Origin of the sequence: Polaromonas sp. AET17H-212, assembly GCF_002379085.1 — a bacterium.
Classification (GTDB): domain Bacteria; phylum Pseudomonadota; class Gammaproteobacteria; order Burkholderiales; family Burkholderiaceae_C; genus Polaromonas.
Genome location: NZ_NBZW01000068.1, coordinates 1 through 2,094, shown reverse-complemented (window position 1 = coordinate 2,094; position 2,094 = coordinate 1). Strand labels below are relative to the sequence as shown.

The following is a 2,094-nucleotide window of genomic DNA, read 5'->3' as shown; positions in this document are numbered from 1 at the left end:
TTCCCGGAATGCGATTTTTCCCGACACTCGTGGGATGATCACTGCTACTGAAAATAGAGCATGGATTGGCAGAGCGATGGGCTATACAAGAGACATAGAGTTGAAGATGCTGCGGCTATTTGCGTCGCTATCGGAGAAGGATCGGCGTCGGTACGCGGCGATTGAGGTTTTGAAATTGACGCACGGTGGACTTGAGTACATCTGCGGTCTGTTCAAAATAGATGGCAAGACCGTGCGCCAAGGACTCACTGAGTTGGAGTTGGCAGAAGACCCCGCAGCCAGTCGGGTTCGAAAAAAGGGGGCGGACGCAAGTGCCTGATCCAGAGCAGTGCGACGCTTCAGGAGAATTTCCACAAAATTCTGGCGGAATTCACAGCAGGCGACCCGATGCGCGAAGGTGTTTTGTGGACCAATTTATCCAGACGCGAGATCAGCAGGCGATTGGCTGAAATGGGTACACCGGCGAGTCGGCACGTGGTGCGCAAATTGCTCAAGAAAAGCCATTTGGGCCAGCGCAAAGCCTGCAAGAAAAAGTCCATGGGCATGCATCCTGATCGCAATGCGCAGTTTGAAAACATTGCCCGCCTCAAAGCGCTGTACTTACAGCAAGGTGAGCCGGTCATCAGCATCGACACCAAGAAGAAAGAGCTGATCGGCAATTTTGCCCGCGAAGGCACCACCCACACACAAACCCAAGTGCAAACACTGGACCACGACTTCCCCAGTGCGGGGACGGGCAAACTGATCCCGCATGGTCTGTATGACTTGGCTCGCAACGAGGGCTATGTGCACCTCAACACCAGTGTGGACACCAGCGAGTTTTGCTGCGACAGCATCGCGCACTGGTGGACGCAGCATGGCGTGCACCAGTACCCCAACGCCAGCCGACTATTGCTGCTGTGCGATGGCGGCGGCTCCAACGCCTCCAACCGGCATGTGTGCAAGGAGGCGCTACAAAAGCTGGCCGAGCAGCTTGGGCTGGAAATCCGTGTCGCGCACTACCCGCCATACTCCAAGCACAACCCAATCGAGCATCGCTTGTTCGCCCATGTGACGCGGGCTTGCCAAGGGGTTATCTTCCACACGGTGGGCATCGCCAAACAGTTCATGCAGAAGACAAAAACCACGACCGGATTGAAAGTGACTGTGGACGTCCTGGATGGCGTTTACGCAGCCGGTAAAAAGTGCGCCGCAGACTTCCTCCAAACCATACGCATCCGTTTCGATCCGCACCTGCCGCGCTGGAACTACTGTGCGTTACCTCAAGGCTGCTGATTCCGGGAAGTTATTGTTTGCCAGATCCTAAGTTGATCACAGCAAGCGAAGTGAAGCGCAACTGCATGAGGGCGACCGAGTGTGGGAAGGAAGCGTGGAGCGTAAATTGCGAGCCGATGGACAAGAACCGGATAGAAGGCGTTGCCAAGCAGGGCGAGCGGGCATGAAACCGCAAAGCTCTCGTGATCAAAGCAAGGCGGCGTAAATCCGGCGGTTGTGCAATGAAAGAGTGCGTTCTTACCTGGGGAGATCTCGCCTTGCGCCTGAAAGGGCGACGGTGCAAACCGGAGCGAGAAGTCAGCAGAGGCCGTAGTAGTCGTAGGCAAGGCCGCTGAGGCTGTAGACCGAAAGCGAAGGGCCGAAGGAATGGAAGGTATAGCCCTTGGGTTATCGAGATAGGAGTGCCTCAGATGTTCACGCGAGTGAACCGATCTCGCCGAACCCGAATCGGTGAAACCAGGTGTGCAGCAGGGTAAGCTTCGTAAGCGTCTGGCCGTGGCATCTTGAAGCCGATCAAGCTTTATAGGAGCATTGTGTCCACTTAACTTTAACGTGAAACAACACACATTTTGAGCGCGACAACACCTTGCTCAACGAAGCAATAAAAAAAATGAACGCGTCAATCTTGTCGCCTCAGCCAAGCGCTACCGCTAGCACCTATAGCTTTGGTCCGTAAGCGTCTGGCCGTGGCATCTTGAAGCCGATCAAGCTTTATAGGAGCCTCGTGTCCACTTAACTTTAGGTGGACACGTGCACACTATCTCCAATGAAACTGGCGTTCGCGCTCCGCGTCGCCGCAAACACAGCCCCGAGTTCAAG

2 protein-coding genes are annotated in these 2,094 nt (G+C 55.0%); both read left to right on the top strand.

Annotation, left to right across the window (positions count from 1 at the left end):
- Nucleotides 1-319, top strand: a 319-nt coding sequence (locus tag B7G53_RS23085; protein WP_217992645.1) for a hypothetical protein, incomplete at its 5' end; no start/stop codon positions are given.
- A complete protein-coding gene (locus B7G53_RS22265) occupies nt 316-1,275 on the top strand; it encodes an ISAzo13 family transposase (protein ID WP_369680290.1) in 960 nt (319 codons plus the stop codon). The genes B7G53_RS23085 and B7G53_RS22265, both read left to right, overlap by 4 nt.
- Nucleotides 1,276-2,094 lie beyond the last annotated feature (819 nt).